Source organism: Streptomyces sp. NPDC048434 (assembly GCF_043200375.1).
Lineage (GTDB): Bacteria > Actinomycetota > Actinomycetes > Streptomycetales > Streptomycetaceae > Streptomyces.
Genome location: NZ_JBICXQ010000036.1, coordinates 49,801 through 68,442 on the forward strand (window position 1 = coordinate 49,801; position 18,642 = coordinate 68,442).

At 71.2% G+C, this 18,642-nt stretch carries 18 protein-coding genes and 2 tRNA genes; 17 read left to right on the top strand and 3 right to left on the bottom strand.

The annotated features are described in order from the left end of the window. Positions 1 to 4: 4 nt before the first annotated feature. The 5 genes from proB (at position 5) to ACGFWI_RS33510 (ending at position 5,161) form a co-directional block, all read left to right on the top strand. Complete coding sequence (gene proB, locus ACGFWI_RS33490) at positions 5 to 1,129, top strand: glutamate 5-kinase (RefSeq protein WP_393909816.1); 1,125 nt, start codon at positions 5 to 7, stop codon at positions 1,127 to 1,129. A gap of 239 nt (positions 1,130 to 1,368) precedes the next feature. Next, positions 1,369 to 1,863 (top strand): hypothetical protein, encoded by a 495-nt coding sequence (locus ACGFWI_RS33495; protein ID WP_393909817.1) that lies wholly within the window; start codon positions 1,369 to 1,371, stop codon positions 1,861 to 1,863. Between the two features lie 72 nt (positions 1,864 to 1,935). Beyond that, the gene (locus ACGFWI_RS33500) at positions 1,936 to 3,204 is read left to right on the top strand and encodes a glutamate-5-semialdehyde dehydrogenase (protein ID WP_393909818.1); all 1,269 of its coding nucleotides are present in this window, start codon (positions 1,936 to 1,938) and stop codon (positions 3,202 to 3,204) included. A 62-nt stretch (positions 3,205 to 3,266) separates the two neighbouring features. Beyond that, positions 3,267 to 3,929, top strand: a complete 663-nt coding sequence (locus ACGFWI_RS33505) for a hypothetical protein (RefSeq protein WP_393909819.1) — start codon at positions 3,267 to 3,269, stop codon at positions 3,927 to 3,929. Between the two features lie 107 nt (positions 3,930 to 4,036). After that, entirely contained in the window at positions 4,037 to 5,161 is a 1,125-nt protein-coding gene (locus tag ACGFWI_RS33510) for a hypothetical protein (protein ID WP_393909820.1), read from the top strand. Here ACGFWI_RS33510 and ACGFWI_RS33515 read toward each other — a convergent pair. Further along, positions 5,158 to 6,264 carry a M48 family metallopeptidase gene (locus ACGFWI_RS33515; RefSeq protein ID WP_393909821.1) on the bottom strand — a complete coding sequence of 369 codons (1,107 nt, stop codon included), beginning with the start codon at positions 6,262 to 6,264 and terminating at the stop codon, positions 5,158 to 5,160. The genes ACGFWI_RS33510 and ACGFWI_RS33515 overlap by 4 nt on opposite strands. Positions 6,265 to 6,417: 153 nt before the next feature. Here ACGFWI_RS33515 and ACGFWI_RS33520 point away from each other — a divergent pair, with 153 nt between their 5' ends. The 7 genes from ACGFWI_RS33520 to ACGFWI_RS33550 all read left to right on the top strand — a co-directional run bounded on the left by ACGFWI_RS33520 (position 6,418) and on the right by ACGFWI_RS33550 (position 10,911). After that, positions 6,418 to 6,567, top strand: coding sequence for a hypothetical protein (locus ACGFWI_RS33520; RefSeq protein ID WP_393909822.1), 150 nt, complete (start codon positions 6,418 to 6,420; stop codon positions 6,565 to 6,567). 74 nt (positions 6,568 to 6,641) lie between these two features. Beyond that, positions 6,642 to 6,848 carry a hypothetical protein gene (locus ACGFWI_RS33525; protein ID WP_393909853.1) on the top strand — a complete coding sequence of 69 codons (207 nt, stop codon included), beginning with the start codon at positions 6,642 to 6,644 and terminating at the stop codon, positions 6,846 to 6,848. Positions 6,849 to 6,900: 52 nt separating this feature from the next. Further along, positions 6,901 to 7,512 carry a nicotinate-nucleotide adenylyltransferase gene (gene nadD, locus ACGFWI_RS33530; RefSeq protein ID WP_393909823.1) on the top strand — a complete coding sequence of 204 codons (612 nt, stop codon included), beginning with the start codon at positions 6,901 to 6,903 and terminating at the stop codon, positions 7,510 to 7,512. A gap of 24 nt (positions 7,513 to 7,536) precedes the next feature. Next, positions 7,537 to 9,381 (top strand): LytR C-terminal domain-containing protein, encoded by a 1,845-nt coding sequence (locus tag ACGFWI_RS33535; RefSeq protein WP_393909824.1) that lies wholly within the window; start codon positions 7,537 to 7,539, stop codon positions 9,379 to 9,381. Positions 9,382 to 9,641: 260 nt separating this feature from the next. Continuing rightward, a complete protein-coding gene (gene rsfS / locus ACGFWI_RS33540) occupies positions 9,642 to 10,076 on the top strand; it encodes a ribosome silencing factor (protein ID WP_393909825.1) in 435 nt (144 codons plus the stop codon). Next, positions 10,073 to 10,726, top strand: coding sequence for a histidine phosphatase family protein (locus ACGFWI_RS33545; protein WP_393909851.1), 654 nt, complete (start codon positions 10,073 to 10,075; stop codon positions 10,724 to 10,726). The genes rsfS and ACGFWI_RS33545 overlap by 4 nt, the downstream gene beginning before the upstream one ends. Before the next feature lie 112 nt (positions 10,727 to 10,838). Continuing rightward, positions 10,839 to 10,911 (top strand) — tRNA-Ala (locus tag ACGFWI_RS33550). Between the two features lie 78 nt (positions 10,912 to 10,989). On the opposite strand, the gene ACGFWI_RS33555 is transcribed toward ACGFWI_RS33550, so the two are convergent. Continuing rightward, complete coding sequence (locus ACGFWI_RS33555; RefSeq protein WP_393909852.1) at positions 10,990 to 11,988, bottom strand: helix-turn-helix transcriptional regulator; 999 nt, start codon at positions 11,986 to 11,988, stop codon at positions 10,990 to 10,992. Positions 11,989 to 12,099: 111 nt separating this feature from the next. Between ACGFWI_RS33555 and ACGFWI_RS33560 the strand changes: the two genes are divergently transcribed. The 3 genes from ACGFWI_RS33560 to ACGFWI_RS33570 are packed head-to-tail and all read left to right on the top strand — an operon-like array spanning position 12,100 to position 14,160. Next, positions 12,100 to 13,617, top strand: a complete 1,518-nt coding sequence (locus ACGFWI_RS33560) for an MFS transporter (protein WP_393909826.1) — start codon at positions 12,100 to 12,102, stop codon at positions 13,615 to 13,617. 57 nt (positions 13,618 to 13,674) lie between these two features. After that, a complete protein-coding gene (locus tag ACGFWI_RS33565) occupies positions 13,675 to 13,923 on the top strand; it encodes a hypothetical protein (protein WP_393909827.1) in 249 nt (82 codons plus the stop codon). 3 nt (positions 13,924 to 13,926) lie between these two features. Continuing rightward, positions 13,927 to 14,160, top strand: a complete 234-nt coding sequence (locus tag ACGFWI_RS33570; RefSeq protein ID WP_393909828.1) for a hypothetical protein — start codon at positions 13,927 to 13,929, stop codon at positions 14,158 to 14,160. A 288-nt stretch (positions 14,161 to 14,448) separates the two neighbouring features. On the opposite strand, the gene ACGFWI_RS33575 is transcribed toward ACGFWI_RS33570, so the two are convergent. Further along, complete coding sequence (locus tag ACGFWI_RS33575; protein ID WP_393909829.1) at positions 14,449 to 15,792, bottom strand: glycosyltransferase 87 family protein; 1,344 nt, start codon at positions 15,790 to 15,792, stop codon at positions 14,449 to 14,451. A gap of 152 nt (positions 15,793 to 15,944) precedes the next feature. Between ACGFWI_RS33575 and ACGFWI_RS33580 the strand changes: the two genes are divergently transcribed. Further along, a tRNA-Ala gene (locus ACGFWI_RS33580) sits at positions 15,945 to 16,017 on the top strand. A 360-nt stretch (positions 16,018 to 16,377) separates the two neighbouring features. Then, positions 16,378 to 18,333 carry a protease pro-enzyme activation domain-containing protein gene (locus tag ACGFWI_RS33585; protein ID WP_393909830.1) on the top strand — a complete coding sequence of 652 codons (1,956 nt, stop codon included), beginning with the start codon at positions 16,378 to 16,380 and terminating at the stop codon, positions 18,331 to 18,333. Positions 18,334 to 18,642 lie beyond the last annotated feature (309 nt).

An 18,642-nucleotide genomic window follows, 5' to 3' on the forward strand; every position in this document is an offset into this window, starting at 1 on the left:
GGGTATGCAGGTGGCAGGCGCAAGGCAGGACGTGAAGGACGCTCGCCGGATCGTGGTGAAGGTCGGCTCGTCCTCGCTGACCACGGCCGCCGGGGGACTGGACGCGGACCGCGTGGACGCGCTGGTGGATGTGCTGGCCAAGCACGAGGACAAGGAGATCGTGCTGGTCTCCTCCGGAGCCATCGCGGCCGGTCTGGCGCCCCTGGGGCTCGCCAAGCGGCCCCGTGACCTGGCCCGGCAGCAGGCCGCCGCCAGCGTCGGCCAGGGCCTGCTGGTCGCCCGCTACACCGCGTCCTTCGCCCGCTACGGCCGCCGTGTCGGCCAGGTCCTGCTGACCTCCGACGACACCAGCCGCCGGGCCCACTACCGCAACGCCTACCGGACCCTCGACCAGCTGCTGGCCATGGGCGCCGTACCGATCGTCAACGAGAACGACACCGTCGCCACCGACGAGATCCGGTTCGGCGACAACGACCGGCTGGCGGCCCTGGTCGCCCACCTGGTCCGCGCCGACCTGCTGATCCTGCTCTCGGACGTGGACGGCCTCTACGACGGCGATCCGGCCACCCCCGGCACCTCCCGGATAGCCGAGGTGCACGGGCCCGAGGACCTGGCGGGCGTCTCCATCGGCAGCGCGGGCAAGGCCGGTGTCGGCACCGGCGGCATGGTCACCAAGGTCGAGGCGGCCCGGATCGCGGCCGCGGCCGGCATCCCGGTCGTCCTGACCTCCGCCGTGCACGCCGCGGACGCACTGGCCGGCGGCTCGACCGGCACCCACTTCCTGCGTACCGGCCGCCGCTCCGCCGACCGGCTGCTGTGGCTCGCGCACGCCTCCACGCCGCGTGGCGCCCTGGTCCTGGACGACGGAGCCGTACGGGCCGTCGTCGAACGGCGCTCCTCCCTGCTGCCGGCCGGCATCGCCTCGGTGGACGGCGAGTTCTCCGCCGGTGACCCGGTCGAGCTGCGGGATGCCGAGGGCCGCGCGGTCGCCCGCGGGCTCGTCAATTTTGATGCCCGGGAAATCCCCCGATTGATGGGCCGTTCGACCCGCGATCTCGCCCGCGAGCTGGGCCCCGCGTACGAGCGGGAGGTCGTCCACCGTGACGATCTGGTGCTGCTGCACCGCTGAGGCCGTCCGCCGGCGGGCGGACGTCACGCTCCGTACACACCCCCCACCCTCGTGGTGCGGAGACCAGCCTTTCCGTACAGACCTTGGTGAAAACGCCCCGCGACGGGCCGCGGGCTGGTCAACTTTGTTGCGGAGGCGCCGCAGGGGAGCGGCGCCCGCAGCGCGCGAGCGCACCCGCCGACGTACGACGGCTCCGCACCCCCCGAGGGCGGAGCGATTCGCATCACAGGAGGCCGCCGGTGAGACGAGGGCGCCCAGGGGCGCTGCCCCGAGGGACGGCGGAACGCGCACTGACCAGCGTCGGAACCGGCGAGGACACCGGCCTGCCGGAGGACCGGGGCGCGCAGCGGGACGGAGCGGCGCAGCACGGGCCGGAGGGCGGGCGCCGCGAGGTGTCCCGGCTGTGGCACATCACCCTCAGCGTCTCGGGCGCCGAGGCCCCGCTGAAGGAGGTCCGGCGGGCGCTGGAACAGCTCGCCCACGACCATCCCTTCCTGCTGACCAGCCGCTACGCCAACGACCACGCCGAGATCCGCTACTGGGAGGAGGCGCGGGACCTGCACGACGCCGCGGCGGTCGCGCTGCGGCTGTGGGGCGAGCACCGCTCGACGGCCAGGCTGCCGCCGTGGGAGATCGTCGGCCTGGAAGTCATCGGCCGCGAGACCTACCACCAGCGCATCGCGGAGGGGTACGGCCCGCCGCCGGCCTCACCGGTCGGCGTCCACCCCTTTTGACCCGCGGTCGTCCGCGTCCCGCGCTGTGAGATACCGCATGGCCGCAGCCTGCCGCCCCGTTAGGCTGCGGCCATGACCAGCAGCGCATCGCACACCTCGCCCGTCCTCGAGACCGCCCGCCGCGCGCGGGAGGCCGCCGCCGTTCTGGCGCCGCTGCCGCGTACGGCCCGTGACGCAGCGCTGCTCGCCATCGCCGACGCCCTGGTGGCCGAAACCGGCACCCTCGTCGCCGCCAATGCCGAGGACATCGCCAAGGCGCGGGCGGCGGGCACCGCCGAGTCGGTCGTGGACCGGCTCACCCTCACCCCCGAGCGGATCGCGGCCATCGCCGCGGACGTCCGCCAGGTCGTGGCGCTGCCCGACCCGGTGGGCGAGGTGGTGCGTGGCTCGACCCTGCCCAACGGCCTCGACCTGCGGCAGGTCCGGGTCCCGCTCGGTGTGATCGGCATCATCTACGAGGCCCGGCCCAATGTGACGGTGGACGCCGCGGCCCTGTGCCTGAAGTCCGGCAACGCGGTGCTGCTGCGCGGCTCGTCCTCCGCGTACGCCTCCAACAGCGCCCTGGTGGACGTGCTGCGCGACGCCGTCCAGAGCGCCGGGCTGCCGGCCGACGCGGTGCAGCTGGTGCCCGGCGAGAGCCGCGACTCGGTGCGCGAGCTGATGCGCGCCCGCGGCCTGGTCGATGTGCTGATCCCGCGCGGCGGCGCGTCCCTGATCCGTACGGTCGTCGAGGAGTCCACGGTCCCGGTGATCGAGACCGGCACCGGCAACTGCCACGTCTACGTCGACGAGGCCGCCGACCTCGACATGGCCGTCGACATCCTGGTCAATTCCAAGGCCCAGCGGCCCAGCGTCTGCAACGCCGCCGAGACGGTGCTGGTGCACGCCGGGATCGCCGAGAAGTTCCTGCCGCGCGCCCTGGAGGCGCTGACCCAGGCCGGCGTGATCGTGCACGGTGACGCCGCCTGGCAGCAGGCGGGCCCCGGGCTGGTCGCCCCCGCCACCGACGAGGACTGGGCGACGGAGTACCTCTCGTACGACATCGCGGCCGCCGTGGTGCCCGACCTGGACGCGGCCGTGGCGCACATCCGGCGCTGGACCTCCGGCCACACCGAGGCCATCGTCACCACGTCGCAGGCCGCCGCCCGGCGCTTCACCCAGTTGGTGGATTCCACCACCGTCGCGGTCAACGCCTCGACCCGTTTCACCGACGGCGGCGCGTTCGGCTTCGGCGCGGAGATCGGCATCTCGACGCAGAAGCTGCACGCCCGCGGGCCGATGGGACTGCCCGAGCTGACGTCCACCAAGTACATCCTCACGGGCGACGGCCACACCCGCTGAAGCGTCCCCCGGATTCCCCGTTCTCTCTGCCCAAAATGACCGCTCGGGGCTAACCTGGACGGGTGCCGGACGACGTGGGGGGCAAGCCGTTCCCGGACGGTGAAGAGCCCGACGAGCACCACCACGGGAGCCACGGAAAAGCGGACGAAGAATTCGCCTCCGTGGTCTTCGACGAGGAATTCGTCCGGTCCGCACGGATTCATGAACCCTCGGCGGTCGAGCGGATGCTGGCCGCCGCCGAGGCGCGCGCCGAGGCCGAGGCGGCCCGCTCCGGGCCCGGTTTCGGCTCCGACGGCGACGACCCGGACGAGATCGGACCCCGCGGCCACCGCCGCATCCGGGGGACCGACGACTACGACGGGTACACCGACTACGCCGAGTACGAGGACGACGGTGAGTACGGCGACTACCCGCCGTACGGCCCGTACGGCCCCTACGGCGGTGCGCTGCGCCCCTACCGCAGCAGCACCCGCTGGCACCGTCCGGTCGCCTGGGTGCTGGCCGTGGTGATGGGCATCGGGCTGGTCGCGCTGGCCTTCAGTGCCGTCTACCGCGGCTCCTCGGGGCGCACCCAGAGCCCGGCACCTGCGCCCACGTCCAGCGGGGTGGACGCCCCCGCCACGGGCGGTGTGGACAGCGTGCGGACGGCTCGCCCCGGCCTGCCCTCGCTGCCGTCGGCGGAGTCCCTGCGCCCGTCGTTCTCCACGGTGCCCAGGTCGCACTGACGCCGCGGCACGGTGCCCGCAAAACGGGTTTCCGAAACGGAATCGACCGGCGAAGTTGCCCATCGCCCCGGCGTTTACCTTCGCCCCGGCAGACCTACTCTTGTTGTATGACCGGGCCTGGTGACCCTCCCGAAGGGACGCCCAACGGCGCCCCGGGAGGTGGTGAGGACGAATACCGATCCGTCGTCTTCGACGAATCGTTTGTTCGGGCTGCGCGGCTGCAGGAATTCTCCGCTGACGAGCGGCTGGGCGAGCACCATTCGCCGGCCGTCAAAACCCGGCATGCGTGGATGCGGCTGGGCGGCTCCCGGCAGGCCGTCCTGCTGGTGCTGCTGATCGTTCTCGCCTTCGGTACCGCCGTCTACATGGGCGTACGCCACCCGTACAAAACCCCCGAGACGGTCCGGGCGCAGCCGTTGCGGTCCGCGGTGGTGCCGTTGGCGCCGGCCGGGAAGGTACCGGGCGCGACTCCCGGTGATCTCTTCGCCCACAGCCCCGCGGCCAACTACCGGATCGGCGCCGCGGGCGTCAATCTGCCCGCCGTCACCCGCACCGAGCACTTCTCCGACGGCCAGATCGTCTCCGCCCTGACCGTCGCGAAGGACTACATCGTCCGTTCCTCGCTGGACCCGGACACCCTCACCGGCGGCGCCGTACGGCCGGTGAGGCTGCTGCTCGACACCGGCCAACTCGACCAGTTCGACCGCAGTCTGGCGCGCCCCGATGACAACGGCCACGATGCGGCGACCGGTTGGCTGGTCCGTTTCGACCCGAAGCAGACCCGCCTCGCCGACCGGAACGTACGGGTCAACGGCACGCTCACCGCTTCGGAGTTGAGCCCGGACGCGCTCGATGTCACCGCCGACTACACCTTCGTCTATGCCGTACGGCCCGCCCCCGGCGCGTCGGAGGCCGCCTCGGGCCAGGGCGCCGGCAAGGCCACCCCGGGCGCGGCCTCGCTGGTCACCGTCCGGCGCGAGGTGCACTTCCGGCTGAGCCGCGAGAACCTCAACGACCACCGGCTCGAAGTGGTCCAGAGCAGCCTGCAGGCCGGGCCGCTGGCCTGCTCCTCGCAGCCTGCCGACGCGCTGCGCCCGCTGTTCGCGGGACAGCACGCCGGCAAGGAGCGGCCCACGGGCACCGACCCCTACGCCAGGGACCGGGCCAACCCCTCACTCTGCGGTGAGCTGGCGCCCGCCGCCCAGCCGAAGCCGAGCCATCCGCTTCGTTAGGAGCCCTCAGGGCGGTCGGATCCACCACTGTCGTTGCTGCCGTTGGCGCCGCCCGAGCCGCCGTCGGGGCGCGTGCCGCCACGGAAGACCGTGTCGCGCAGCTTGCCGCCCAGATCGCCCGCACCGCCCGCGATGTCGCGCACCAGACCCATCAGCGGGTCCTTGCTGTTGCGCACCGAGTCGGCGTAATGCGCCGCGGAGTCCCGGAACGTGTCGGAGACCGAGGTGTCCTTGTCCTCGTCCCGGCGCGGGTAGTGGCCGTCCATGATCCGCTGGTAGTCGCGGCTGGCCGCCCACTTCTTCAGCTCGGCCGCCCGCACGGTCGTGAACGGGTGGCTGCGCGGCAGCAGGTTGAGGATCTTCAGCACGGAGTCGCGCAGATCGCCGCCCGACTCGTACTCGTCCGCCTGCTTGAGGAAGGCGTCGACATTCATCTCGTGCAGATGGTTGCCGCCGGCCAGCTTCATCAGCCCGCGCATCGAGGCCTGCAGATCCTGCCCGACCAACAACCCCGCGCGGTCCGCTGACAGCTCCGACTTGCGGAACCATTCGCGCAGCGCAGTCACGATCGCCATGATCGCGACATTGCCCAGCGGGATCCAGGCGACCTTCAGGGCCAGATTCGTCAGGAACAGCAGAATCGTGCGGTAAACGGCGTGCCCGGACAGGGCATGGCCGACCTCGTGGCCGACGACCGCCCGCATTTCCTCCTCGTCCAGCAACTCGACCAGACCGGTCGTCACCACGATGATCGGCTCGTCCAGGCCGATACACATGGCATTGGGCTGCGGGTCCTGGTTGACGTACATCGGCGGGACCTTCTCCAGGTCCAGGATGTAGCAGGCATCGCGCAGCATGTCGTTGAGGTGCGCGAACTGCTGGTCGCTCACCCGCACCGAGTCCGACAGGAACAGCAGCCGCAGGCTGCGCTCCGGCAACAAGCCGCTGAGCGTCTTGAAGACGGTGTCGAACCCGCTCAACTTGCGCAGCGCCACCAGCGCCGAGCGGTCCGCCGGGTGCTCGTACGACCGCGACGAGATTCCGGGGAATCGCCGCCGGTCCCGGCTCGGAACGTTCGCGCTGCCGTCTGGGCTCTCCGTCATTGGGGCCTCCCCCTGTTCGACTGCGTGTGTTTCAGACTAGAGGACGCCACCGACAGGCGATTGGATGCTCGGGCGTACGCTGGCGATCGCACCAATGACCGCACAGGCCCGTACAAAAGACCGTACGGGCCGTACCAGAGGGAGCGCACCGTCATGCCGTATCCGAGCGTGCTGCTCGCCGCAGCCCAGGAGACCGCCAGGGACGGCGGACCCGGATGGATCCTGCGCACCGTGATCATCGTCGGCTTCGTGGGCGCGGCCCTGCTCGCCTGGTTCCTGCTGCGCGGCTACGGCCAGGACTGACCGCCGCGGGCCTCTCCGGACGCGTCCGGGGCGGAGTCGCCGTGGGCCCCCGGTGAGGCGGCGCTTACGATGTGGTGGAAGTCTCCGCCCGACCCCAGCCCGGATTGGTTCTGCTGACGATGAGCCTGCACACCACTGCACAGTCCCTGGTTTCCCTCGCCGCCGAACCCGGCCACGAGGGCGGTCACGCCAGCCTCAGCCCTTTCGTCACCGGCGGCGGCGCCCTGTTTGTCCTGCTCCTCCTGCTCTGGATCACGACCCGCTTCAACCGGGACCGCTGAGCCCCGGCACCCGGCCCCCGGCATCGCGCGCCGCCCAGTAGGGTCTGCACGCATGGGAGAGCACACAGGGCCCGTGAAGCGGCGACTCGGAGTGATGGGCGGCACGTTCGACCCGATCCATCACGGACACCTGGTCGCCGCCAGCGAGGTGGCCAGCCAATTCCACCTCGACGAGGTCATTTTCGTGCCGACGGGACAGCCGTGGCAGAAGAGCCACAAGAAGGTGTCCCCGGCCGAGGACCGGTATCTGATGACGGTCATCGCGACCGCGTCGAATCCGCAGTTCTCCGTCAGCCGTATCGACATCGACCGCGGCGGCAAGACGTACACGATAGACACGCTGCGTGACCTGCGTGCGGAGCACCGTGACGCGGATCTGTTCTTCATCACCGGCGCCGACGCGCTCAGCCAGATCCTGACCTGGCACGATGCCGCGGAGCTGGTCTCGCTCGCCCACTTCATCGGGGTGACCAGGCCCGGCCATGTCCTCGCGGACCCCGGGCTGCCCGAGGGAGCGGTGTCCCTGGTCGAGGTGCCGGCGCTGTCCATCTCCTCGACCGACTGCCGGGCGCGGGTCGCCCAGGGGGATCCGGTCTGGTACCTGGTGCCGGACGGTGTGGTGCGCTACATCGACAAAAAAGAGCTGTACCGCAACGACCGCTGACGGGGCTGACGGAAAGGGGCACCGGTGAGCGACCGACAGGATCCGTACGGGCCGCAGGACCCGTATGCCCACGATCCCTATGCCCAGGAGCAGCAGGGGCATACGAGCTACACCTATGACGCCTACGGGCAGCCGGTGTACCGCGACGCCGCACAGGCGTCGTACGAGCAGCACTACGACGCCTACGGGCAGCCGGCCGCCCCCTCCGCCTATGAGGGCTATGACCCCTACGGTGGCCAACAGGGCGGCGGCCAGGCCCCGCAGGGACAGCAGGACCACCCGACGTACCAGGGGCAGACGGAGTACGGCTACGACGCGTACGGCCGGCAGCAGGTGCAGGCGCAGCCCGGCTACCCGCAGCAGTACGACCCGTACGGCCGGCCCCAGGAGCAGCAGCCGCACCAGCAGCAGCCGCACCAGCAGGAGTGGGTCCCGCAGCAGTCCCAGCAGTCCCCGTACGAGCAGGTCTCCTACGGGGACCAGCCCCGCTACGACGAGCCCGCTCCGCAGCGCCAGGGCCAGCAGCCCCGGCCGCCGGACCAGCGCCGCGCCCCGGCGGACGACCTCGCGGAGCCGGCCGCCGCGGGCGGCTCTCCCGGTTCCTCCCCCGGCGACCCGGAGTACCGTACCGACGAGTTCTCCTTCATCGAGGAGCCGGACGAGGACTCCGAAGACGTCATCGACTGGCTGAAGTTCACCGAGAGCCGCACCGAGCGGCGCGAGGAGGCCAAGCGGCGCGGCCGCAGCCGGATCGTCGCGCTGTCCGTCGTGCTGGCCCTGCTGGCCGCCGGCGGCGTCGGCTATCTGTGGTGGGCGGGCAAACTGCCCGGCCTGGCCGGTCCCGGCACCGGGCAGGCGGCCGCGGCCGGCGGACAGAAGCGCGACGTCCTCGTCGTCCATCTGCGGGACACCAAGTCCGGGAACAGCTCGACGGCGCTGCTCGTGGACAACGAGACCACCCACAAGGGCACCACCGTCCTCCTGCCCAACAGCCTCATCGTGTCCAAGGACGACGGCAGCACCACGACGCTCGGCAAGTCCGTCAAGGACGACGGCACCGAGCCGACCCGGGACTCCCTCAACAACCTCCTGGGTGCCGACCTCAAGGCCAGCTGGCGGCTGGACACCCCGTATCTGGAGAACCTCGTCGAGACGGTCGGCGGGGTCACCCTCGACACCGACGCCACCGTGCCCGGCGCCAAGAAGGGCGCCTCCCCGGTCGTCAAGCAGGGCAGCGCCCAGGACCTCAACGGCCAGGCCGCCGTCGCCTATGCCACCTATCAGGCGCCTGGCGAGCCCCAGACCCGGCAGCTGCAGCGATTCGGGCAGGTCATGCAGGCGACGCTGAAGAAGGTCTCCAGTGACTCCGACGGCGCCACCGCCACCGTGAAGTCGCTGCTGCAGGTGCTCGACCCGCCGCTCACGGAGGGTCAGCTGGGCAGCTCGCTGGCGCAGCGGGCGGAGCTGGTGAAGACCGGCGCGTACCGCACGGCCCTGCTGCCCGTGCAGGCGAACGGCACGCTCAGCCAGGCCGCCGCGACCGGCGTGGTCAAGGACGTGCTCGGCGGCACGGTCAAGAAGACCGCCCCCGACGCGGCCGCCCGGGTCGCGGTCCGCAACGGCACCGGCAACAAGGGCGCCACCAACAAGGCGCAGGTCGAGCTGCTCAACGGCGGCTACAGCTTCGTCGACGCCGGCACCGGCGGCGCGGCCGCCACGTCCCGGATCACCTACGCGGACGCCGCCCAGAAGACCAAGGCCGCGGAGGTCGCCAAGACACTGGGCCTGCCGGCGGGCGTGGTCAAGCAGGGCAAGGGCGCCGCGAACGCCGACATCACCGTGTTCCTGGGGCAGGACTACAAGGGCTGACGGGCAAGGCGCTCCCGGCTCCGTCGGTCTCCACCGGCGGGGCCGGGCAGCCCCCACCCCGGCGCTGACCAGCACGGACACCAAAACCGACCCACTGGTTCGAAAACCCAGTCGGGAGTGTCGGTGGTCCGTGAGACCCTTGAGGGGTACTTGACCGCCGATCCGGTCGCCCAAGGGGACTGCGGCGCGCGCCGCGGCTCAGCAGTGAGCCAGCTGCCCCGCCCGGCCGGAGAGGCTGCCCTCGACCCGGAAAGCCGCTTGTGACCGCCACGGACCGTTCCCTCGAGCTCATCAACGCCGCCGCCCAGGCCGCGGCCGACAAGCTCGCGCACGACATCATCGCGTACGACGTCAGTGACGTCCTCTCGATCACCGATGCCTTCCTGCTGGCCTCGGCACCCAGCGACCGCCAGGTCAAGTCGATCGTCGACGAGATCGAGGAACGGCTCAACAAGGACCTCGGCGCCAAGCCGGTCCGCCGTGAGGGCGACCGCGAGGCCCGCTGGGTCCTGCTGGACTACGTCGACATCGTGGTGCACGTCCAGCACAGCGAGGAGCGGGTCTTCTACGCGCTCGAGCGCCTGTGGAAGGACTGCCCCGAGATCGACCTCCCCGAGGAGGCCAAGGCCACCCGCGGCAAGGCCGCGGAGCACGCCGACGCCAGGGCGGGCGAGCAGGACGGAGAGCTGCTCTGAACGGCACCAAGGGCGGCCGGGGCCGCCGCATCGTCCTCTGGCGCCACGGCCAGACGGCCTGGAATCTGGAACGCCGCTTCCAGGGGTCGACGGACATCGAGCTGACCGAGGAAGGCCTCGGCCAGGCGCGCCGCGCCGCCCGGCTGCTCGCCGCCCTCGGACCGGACACCATCATCGCCTCCGACCTGCAGCGGGCCTCGGCGACCGCCGGCGAGCTGGCCGTGCTCACCCGGCTGGAGGTGACGCATGACGCGGCCCTGCGGGAGACCTATGCGGGCTCCTGGCAGGGGCTGACGCACGACGAGATCCTCGTGGAGTACGGCGAGCAGTACACCGCCTGGAAGCGCGGTGAGCCGGTCCGGCGCGGTGGCGGCGAACTGGAGACCGAGGTCGCCGACCGGGCCGCCCCCGTGGTGCTCAACCACGCCGACAAGCTGCCCGACGACGGCACCCTGGTCGTCGTCAGCCACGGCGGCACGATCCGCACCACCATCGGGCGGCTGCTCGGCCTGGAAGCCCACCACTGGGAGGGCCTGGGCGGTCTGTCGAACTGCTGCTGGTCCGTGCTGGGCGAGGGCGCACGCGGCTGGCGCCTTTTGGAGCACAATGCCGGCACCCTGCCGGAGCCGGTGCTCGGCGACGACGACTGAGCCCGCCGGGCGGCCCCGGCCGACCGGATTTCACATCCGGGCAGGTCGCAGGCTAAAGTTCTTCTTGTTCGCGGCGCCGCCGGGGGAAACCCGGGGGAGCGGAACAAGACCCGGGGCTATAGCTCAGTTGGTAGAGCGCCTGCATGGCATGCAGGAGGTCAGGAGTTCAATTCTCCTTAGCTCCACAGCCCGGATGATCCCGCCTCCAGACGGAGGCGGGATCTCTGCGTTATGCCGAATCGCCGGGGGCCGGGGCGGCACGGTCAGCGACCCGTACCGAATCCCTGCGGGGCCGGGGCCGGGGCTGCGCGGTCAGCGCCCGCGTGCGCGCTGCCGCTGCGCTCCCACCTCCGTTCCAGCTCCGCGCGGGCCTCCGAGGCGGGCCGCAGATGCTCCGGGCAGCCGATCAGCGGGTCGTGGACAGCGCGCAGCGCCGCCGTCAGCTCCCGGCTCTCCTCATCGGCCGGGGTGTAGACCACGATCCGGGTCTCCGGGACTCCGCCCACCGCCAGCGACGTCGAGATCAGACGTATCTCACCGACGGAGGCATGCTGGATCACCTTCATACGCTTCCCCGGCGGCGAGACGTCCCCGGCCTTCCACAGCCGCGCAAAATCCGCACTGGCCCGTGACAGCCGCCCGATCAGCGATTCCCAGGCCGGCTCGCCCACATGCCGGCCGTACGCCGCACGCAACTGCGCCACGAGGGCGGGGAACTCCTCGTCGCGGTTGAGGATCGTGCAGCAACAGGGCGGCATGGTGAACAGCTGCCAGAGGACGTTGCGGGACGGGCCGCGCGCCAACGCCATGGTGGGGAAGACCCCTTGGTAGGCCGCGTTGGCGGCCAGGACGTCATAGCGGGCGTTGTAGACCACCGCGGGCAGCGGCACCAGTGCCTCGATGATGCCCTGCACCTCCGGGCCGACCGACTGTGCGTCCGCCTCACGGGCGGGGGCGTAGGGCACCTCTGCCAGGTGGTAGAGATGCTCGCGCTCGGTGTCGTCCAGCCGGAGCGTACGGGCCACGGCGTCCAGCACCTGGCCGCTGGCGTTGATGGGGCGGCCCTGCTCCAGCCAGGTGTACCAGGTCACGCCGACACCGGAGAGCTGGGCGACCTCCTCGCGGCGCAGGCCGGGAGTACGGCGGCGCAGCCCCGGGGGCATGCCGACGTCCTGAGGGGTCACCCGGGCGCGGCGGCCGCGCAAGAACGCCGCCAGTTCGGGACGACGTCGCTCGACCGATCGCCGGGACGAGCTCACCATGCTGCTCACACCCCCATCGTCGGGGCAGGCACGCGGGCCTGCCAGGTGCTGTCGGTACCAGCATCGGCGGGCTCTCGTGAGGGGTATCCGTTCGCCGACAGGCTCACCGGCATGACGGACAACAACATCCCCTCGGGGGCGCCGCCGACGCCCGTGCTCACTGTGCCGACTCCACCGGCCATTAAAGGTGCCGGCACTGACAACGGCACGGACAACGGCTCCGTGCGCGGGAACGGAGGCATCCGTGCCCGGAGTTCGCGGCCGATGCTGGCGGTGCTCCTCACCGGGCAGTTCATGGCCCTGCTCGATGCCTTCATCGTCAATGTCGCGGCCCCGTCGATCGGTGCCGACCTGGATGCCTCGGGCGCAGCGCTGCAACTGGTGATCGCCGGTTACACCATCACGTATGCGGCGCTGCTGATCACCGGCGCACGGATCGGCGAACTGCTGGGCCCGAGGCGGACGTTTCTGGCCGGGCTCGCGGTCTTCTCCGGAGCCTCGCTGGCCTGTGGACTGGCCGCGGGAGCCGGCCAGCTGATCGCCTTTCGGGCGGTTCAGGGGGCCGGTGCGGCAGTGATGATCCCGCAGGTGCTGGCGCTCATTCAGCGTGCCTATACGGGGCCGGCGCGGACACGGGCACTCGGTGCGTACACCGCCGTGATGGCCGTCGGGGCGGTGGTGGGGCAGATCGCGGGTGGCGTCCTGGTCAGCGCCGATCTCTTCGGTGCGGGCTGGCGGCCGGTGTTCTTGGTGAACGTGCCGATCGGGGCACTGTTGTTGGCGGCCGGCCCGCGGCTGATCCCCCGGGGCCGGCCGTCCGGTTCGGCACGTGGCCTGGATCTGCCGGGCCTGGTCCTGCTCGCGGGAGCGCTGGTACTGGTGACGGTGCCCCTGGTGCTCGGCCAGGAGGCGGGCCGGCCGGCGTGGACATGGTGGTCGCTTGCCGCCGGTGGGGTGCTGCTGGGGGCGTTCGCGGGGTACGAGGCCCGGCGCGCGCGACGGGGCGGGGCTCCTCTGATCGCGCCCCGGGTGCTCGGCGCGCCAGGGATGCCGCTGTCGGTGATCCGTCTTGTCCTGGTGATGGCGGTCAACGCGGGCTATATGTTCGTGCTGACGCTGCACTTCCAGAACACGCTCCACTACAGCGCGCTGCGCACCGGGCTGACGTTCGTTCCGACGGCCCTCGCGTACGGGGCGGTGGGACTGTGGTGGCGGCGGCTGCCCCCGCGACTGCACCCCCTGCTGGTCCCGGGCGGGTTCGTGCTGGTGTCCGCGGCGCTGGTGGGGATCGGGCTGGCGTTCAAGGACGGCGGAGCCGGAGACGGCGTCCGGCTGTTCGCCGCGTACGTCGGCATCGGTGCGGGTCTCGGTTTCGCCCACAGCCCCAATCTTGCCGCCGCGTTGGGAACCGTACGCAAGGAGCACGCGTCGGATGCGAGCGGTCTCGTGGTGACCGTCAACCAGGTCGGACTGCTGCTGGGCACATCCCTTTTCGGGACACTCTTCCTTAACCGGCTGGCGGAGGCGGGAGCCGGCGCGGCGTCGCGGGCACTTTGGGGCAGCATGCTCGCGCTGGCGGGTGCGGCAGCGGCGGGCGGGCTCGCCGGGATGGCGGGAAGGCGGGCCTGACCCGGTCCGTGGTCCGTGGCAGAATCGGACGGCGCCGGCAGGGGAGGAGAGATCGCGATGCCCACGAGCATCCTCGAGGAGGTCAATGACCTGCTCGAAGTGGCCGAGGCGCAAGGTTATGACTGGCTACCGGAGTACGCGCTCCGCTTCACCTGCCCCGTTGACGGTCCCGTCTCCGCAGTCTGCGGCGACGACGGTTCCGCTCTGCAGTGCCCCTCCTGCGGCTCCTCCCATGTGGCGCAGGTGCTGGGTGACAACGGGGGCATTTCCTTCGTTTGTACGGCCTGCGGCCACAGTTGGAGCTGATGGATGGGCGCCCACAGCAGGAAATGTGACTGGTGCGGCAGCGGTACGCCGATTGTCCGCGACATGGAACCGGTCAATATCGACTACCAGTACTGGTGCGAGGAGTGCGCCCGCGCCCTGGTCATAAAGGGCGACCCCATCGAGACCTACCGGGAGCTCGACGGGGAGCCGATCTACGGACGGCTGCTGGAAGAGCACTGCACGCTGAAGCGTTTCTACTCGTTCGCGACGGCCTGAGCGGTGCCGTCGGCGGGGGCGGCGGGCGAGGGCGTGAGCGAGGTCGGCCCCCGCGAGGGCGGAGGGAAGCCGTCCGCCCGGTCCGCCCGCCCTGTTGCCTGACGTCGCTTTGGGCAGGGCCGGGGTGATGCGGACGGTTCCGGTCGGAAAACGGGTCAGCATCGATCAGTGCTGAGCCATCCCGGGCGGTACCGCGCGGTTTCGGTCGGACGGAACTGGCGTCGCGGGACGTGGCGTTGTGACACTGTGCGATCCTCACCGCTCAATTCCGCAATGTGGCCGCCCGGTTCACGGACCACTGCCGGCGCCGGCCGTCCGGGGCTCGTTGTCAGGCCCCGGTCGCCCGGCGAGCCGCCGGAGCCGGACACCGGTCAGTGCCAGCAGCGCAAGACCGGCGATCGGATAGACGTCGGAGAGCAGCAGCTGGGCGCCGTTCTGGTGCAGTTCCTCGTGGTGGTGCCAGCGGTGCGGCACCCACCACAGCGCGAACGAGCAGAACAGCAGGCCCAGTGCGGTGGCCGTGGCCCACCAGCGGCGGGCGGCGGTGCCGGTCCGGCGCAGCGCCTCGGAGCCGAGCAGGATCATCATCGGTACGCACCACACCCAGTGGTGGGACCAGGAGATCGGGCTGACCAGCAGAGCGGTCGCGGCGCAGGCGACGGCCGCCCAGGCACGCTGGCCGCGCAGCAGTGACCCGGCCGCCAGTGCCAGGCCGAGCGCCGCGGCCAGACCGGCGACCACGATCCAGGTGCCGCCCGGGTCGTGGGTGTGCAGCAGCCGGGCGAGAGCGCCGCGCAGCGACTGGTTCGCGGTGATCTCCACCTCACCGACCCGGTCGGCGGCGAAGACGATCTCGGTCCAGAAGCGGTGCGAGTCGCGCGGCAGCGCGAGCGCGGAGAGGAGGGCGGTGGCCAGGAAGGCGGCGGTGGCGACGGAGGCCTGCCGCAGCCAGGGGTTCCAGGCGGCGCGGGCCCCCGCGCCGGAGCGGATCAGCTGCCCGGCACGGACGGCGCCGGCCAGCGCGAGGAACACGGCGAACAGCGCCGGGGTCAGCTTGAAGCCGGCCGCGATACCGATGCCGATGCCCGCGAGCCGGTGGGTGTCCTTGCGGGTGAGGTCCCACAGCACGAGTGCGGTGAGCAGCAGGTTGATCTGTCCGTAGCGCAGCGTCGTCCACACCGGCTCGCACCACACCAGCAATGCCGAGACCGCGAGCGTCGCGGCGGGCCCGGGGAGCCGCCGGGGCCGGCCGGCCAGGCGTAGCGAGAGGTGGACGACGGCGAGGAGCAGCAGGAGGTTGCCGGCGGTGGCGAGGGTGCGCATCGCCGGGACGTCGAGGAGGGTGAGCGGGGTGAACAGCAGCGCGGCGAAGGGCGGGTAGGTGTTGGGCAGGTGTGCCGAGGTCGCGGCCATGTCGTAGAGGGCTCCGCCGTTGCGGACGGTGAAACCCTCGGCGCGGTAGACCATGAGGTCGAGCATCGTCACCTGGGCGAGGCGCTGCACGGTCCAGAAGACGGCGAACGAGATCAGGCAGGCGAGGGCCGCCACGCGGGTCGGGTGCCGGCGGAGGATGCCCCTGCCGGGATGGGTGCCGCCGGGGTCGATGGGCGCGTCCAGCTCCAGCGCGGTCACGGCGTACGGCTCCCCAGGACGAATCGGACACGGCTCGCTGACAGTACCGCGCGTCGCGCCAAGGGGGGCGGGCAGAACGATTTGGCAGAAGCCGGGGAGGTCCGTGTAATGTAGGCGATGCCGCAGCGGGGAGCCGCGCGGGAACAGAATACGGGGCTATAGCTCAGTTGGTAGAGCGCCTGCATGGCATGCAGGAGGTCAGGAGTTCAATTCTCCTTAGCTCCACAGTGAACAGAGCGGGCCGTCCGATGTGGACGGCCCGCTCTGTCATGCGTGCTCGGCGACGGGCGCCCTGGCGGTCCGGCCCCGCGGGAGTTCCTCCCGGATTGCGCTGATATCCCCTCAGTGGGGCGTCCGTTATGGCGAGTTGAGTGTTCGCTCCCTGCCCATTCCTGGCCAGTCCTTGCCATTCCTTGGTCTCTTCTTGGTGATCGCATGCCCCTGACATGAACGGTTCACCGAAAGAGTGGCGCATCGCGTGAACGTCACATCCCGCGCATTCACCGCTTGTGCGGTGCCGCGCACCTGCGCACCGGCGCAGCGCGGCACCCCGCAGCGCACCGCATCGCCACAGCAGGGGGTTACATGAGATCAAGCCGCACCAGATCACTGCGCGCCCGCGCCGGTCTGGCCTGGGCAGCGACGCTGCCGCTGGTCGCCGGTGCGCTCGCGCTCGGCGCACCCGCCGCCGACGCCGCGGGCCACGACGGCGGCCGGCACGCGCTGCAGGGCACCAAGCCCCTGTGGGCCACCCGGCAGGCCGACCAGGGCGCCACCTCCGCTTCCGCGGACGTCACCGCCCGCGTCTACCTGGCCGGCCGGGATGCCAAGGGTCTCGCGGACTACGCAGCGGCCGTGTCCGACCCGCACTCCGCCGCGTACGGGAAGTACCTGAGCGCCGCCCAGGTGCGCGCCCGGTACGGCGCCACGCGCGACCAGATAACCAAGGTGACCGACTGGCTGAAGAAGTCCGGCCTGACGGTCACCGGCACCACCAACCGGTATGTGACGGTCAAGGGGGACGCGGGCAACGCCGAGCGCGCCTTCGCCACCGATCTGCACAATTACCGCAAGAGCGGCCACACTTACCACGCCCCGTCGACCACCGCCTCCGCGCCCGCCTCGCTGGCCGGCGCGGTGCTGACGGTCACCGGCCTGGACAACGCGCCGCGGCTCGCCAAGCACCACTCCAGCGAACTGCCGCCGCCGGAGGGCGTCTTCCGCAACTCCGGGCCGTTCTCGTCGTACTACGGCTCCAAGACCGACAAGAAGCTGCCGTCCGCCTACGGGAGCAAGGCGCCGTACGCGATCAAGGGTTACACCGGCAAGCAGCTGCGTGCCGCCTACGGGGCGAAGAAGTGGACCGGCAAGCACGTCACCGTCGCGATCACCGACGCCTACGCCTCGCCGACCATCGCCCAGGACGCGGGCACGTACGCCGCCCGTAACGGCGACTCCCGCTACCGCCACGGCCAGCTTTCCCAGGTGCTGCCCAAGGACTACACGCATATCGAGGAGTGCGGCGCGGCCGGCTGGTACGGCGAGGAGACCCTCGACGTCGAGGCCGTCCACGCGGTCGCCCCCGACTCCGACATCGTCTACGTCGGCGGCGCCTCCTGCATGGACGACGATCTGCTCGACTCCCTGGGCAAGATCGTCGACGGGCATCTCGCCGACATCGTCTCCAACTCCTGGGGCGACATCGAGGCGAACGAGACCCCGGACGTGGCCGCCGCCTACGACCAGCTCTTCCAGCAGGGCGCGGTGCAGGGCATCGGCTTCTACTTCTCCTCGGGTGACAACGGCGACGAGGTCGCCAACACCGGCACCAAGCAGGTCGACACCCCGGCGAATTCCGCCTGGGTGACCGCGGTCGGCGGTACCTCCCTGGCCGTCGGCAAGCACGACTCCTACCAGTGGGAGACCGGCTGGGGCACTCTGAAGGCCGCGCTCTCCAAGGACAACAACTGGACCGGATTCCCCGGGGCCTTCAACGGTGGCGCCGGCGGCGGGACCAGCAAGACCATCGCGCAGCCCTTCTACCAGCGCGGAATCGTTCCGGACGGGCTCGCGAAGGCGAACGGCGGCGGCGCGATGCGTAGCGTCCCGGACATCGCCGCGGTCGCCGACCCCAACACCGGCTTCCTCGTCGGCCAGACGCAGACCCTGGCGGGCGGAAAGCTCGGCTATGACGAGTACCGCATCGGTGGTACCTCCCTGGCCGCGCCGGTGATCGCGGGCGTCCAGGCGCTCGCCCAGCAGGCCCGGCACGGCGTCGCCATCGGCTTCGCCAACCCCGGCATCTACCAGCGCTACGGCACCGCCGCCTACCACGACGTCACCGACCACCCGCTGGGTGCCGGCCGTGACCTGGCGGTCGTCCGCGTCGACTACGTCAACGGCGCCGACGGCAGCAAGGGCACCACGACCTCGCTGCGCAGCCTGGGCAAGGACAGCTCTCTGCACGCGGGTGTCGGCTACGACGACGTCACGGGCGTCGGCTCGCCGGGCACCGGATATGTGAGCTCCTACCGCCCCTGACACCGGGCGCGGCACCGCCTCCCCGCGCCGTCCGTGACCCGGTGGGGCGGCGGTAGGAGTAAGGGGTAACGGGGGCGGGGCCCGCGTTGGGGGAATCCTCAGCGCGGGCCTCGTACGCCCTGCGGTACCCTGACGCCATGCGTGCCGTACGCCTTCTGCTTAGCGGGCCGCGCTGATCAGTACCGACGGATGACAGAACCCGTCGGAATCGGCGCGGCTTCCCCTCCTGTGCGAGGGGTCTTTTTGTTTCCGGCGTGCCGGGGATTTTGGCGCGTTTCCGCAGGCAGAGACGATCGATGGAGCTTTGAG